Source organism: Nonomuraea sp. NPDC001684 (assembly GCF_053596515.1).
The window spans coordinates 1-1,710 of the sequence record NZ_JBSFGJ010000840.1; the positions used below are offsets into that span (position 1 = coordinate 1).

Genomic DNA, 1,710 nt, shown 5'->3' on the forward strand with positions numbered 1-1,710 from the left:
CCGTCATCCTGTACGGCATGATCGGACTACTCGGCGCCAAGATCTGGATCGAGAACCGGGTGGATTTCGCCGACCCGGTGAACATGGTCCCGATCGGCGCGGGCATCATCCTGGCGATCGGACCGGTGACGCACATGATCGGCGGAGACTTCTCCCTGGAGGGCATCGCGCTCGGCACCGTCGTGGTGGTGGGCGGCTACCACCTGCTGCGCGTCATAGCCGGGCGCTCACCGGGACCGGCCCCGCACCCGGCTCCGGGCGAGGCCGGGTGAAGCCGCCGCCGTTCACCCACCACGCCCCCCGCGACCTGGAGGCGGCGCTGCGGACGCTCGCCGAGGTGCACGGGAAGGTGCTGGCCGGCGGCCAGAGCCTGATCCCCATGCTGAACATGCGGCTGGCCGCGCCCGAGCACATCGTCGACATCAACCGCCTGACCGCCCTGGACACGGTGGAGGCGGGCGGCGACGGGGTGCGGGTGGGCGCGCTGGCCCGGCACTCGCGGGTGGCCCGGTCCGGCGCGCACCCGCTGCTGACGAAGGCGCTGCGGCTGGTCGCCCACCCCGTGATCCGCAACCGGGGCACGGTCGTCGGGAGCCTGGTGCACGCCGATCCCGCCGCCGAGCTGCCCGCGGTGCTGGCCGTCCTGGGCGGCTCGGTGCGGCTGGCCCGCTGGACCCCCGCGGGCGTCGCCGAGCGGGACGTGCCGGCGCGGGAGTTCTTCGTCGGGCCCATGGAGTCCGGCGTCCGGCCGGACGAGCTGGCCGTGTCGGCCTACTTCCCGGCGCTCGGCGGGCGCGCCGGGACGGCGTTCGCGGAGGTGTCCCGGCGGCACGGCGACTACGCCCTGGCCGGCGTCTGCGCCGTGGTCACGCTCGACGACGACCTGCGCGTCGCCGCGGCCAGGGTCGCCTGCGTCGGCGTGGGCCCGGTCCCCGTCCTGATGGACGTGACCGGCGCGTGCGGCCACCGGCCGGCCGCGAGCGTCGACTGGCCGGCCGTCGCGCGGACCGTGCGGGACGGGACCGACCCCGAAGGGGACATCCACGCCACCGCCGCCTACCGGCGGCACCTGGTGGGCGTGCTGGCCGAACGGGCCCTGCGCGAGGCGGCACGGGAGGGGACGGCGACCGGTGGAACATGAGATCACGCTGACCGTGAACGGCACGGCGAGGCGGGTCAGCGTCCCCGGACGCCGCCTGCTGTCCGACTGCCTGCGCCACGACCTCGGCCTGACCGGCACGCACGTCGGCTGCGAGCACGGCGTCTGCGGCTGCTGCACGGTGCTGCTCGACGGCGAGCCGGTCCGGTCGTGCCTGACCTTCGCGGTCACCGTGGACGGGCACGAGATCACCACCGTCGAGGGCCTGGCCGGCCCGGACGGGCTCTCACCGGTGCAGCGGGCCTTCGCCGAGTGCCACGGCCTGCAGTGCGGCTTCTGCACCCCGGGCTTCCTGTGCACGGTGACCGCCCTGCTGGCCGAGAACCCGGCGCCCACCCACGAGGAGGTGCTCGAAGGCGTGTCCGGCAACCTGTGCCGGTGCACCGGCTACCAGAACATCGTCAAGGCCGTCCACCGCGCCGCCGAGCTGCTGGCGGAGGAGTCGTGAGCGGCGCGCGGGCCGGCGGGCCGCGACGGGAGGGACCGTGACGACCAGGATGTTCGGCGAGCCGGTGCGGCGGCGGGAGGACCCGAGGCTGATCACCGGCCAG

General features: G+C 75.1%; 2 protein-coding genes and 1 pseudogene. All 3 read left to right on the forward strand.

The window, feature by feature from the left end:
• Positions 1-272: pseudogene (locus tag ACWCSD_RS52365) on the forward strand (nitrate reductase); the annotation flags it as partial.
• Complete coding sequence (locus ACWCSD_RS52370; protein ID WP_449927364.1) at positions 269-1,141, forward strand: FAD binding domain-containing protein; 873 nt, start codon at positions 269-271, stop codon at positions 1,139-1,141. The pseudogene ACWCSD_RS52365 and the gene ACWCSD_RS52370, both read left to right, overlap by 4 nt.
• Positions 1,131-1,607 (forward strand): (2Fe-2S)-binding protein, encoded by a 477-nt coding sequence (locus ACWCSD_RS52375; RefSeq protein ID WP_358284884.1) that lies wholly within the window; start codon positions 1,131-1,133, stop codon positions 1,605-1,607. Before ACWCSD_RS52370 ends, ACWCSD_RS52375 begins: the two co-directional genes overlap by 11 nt.
• Positions 1,608-1,710: the final 103 nt, after the last annotated feature.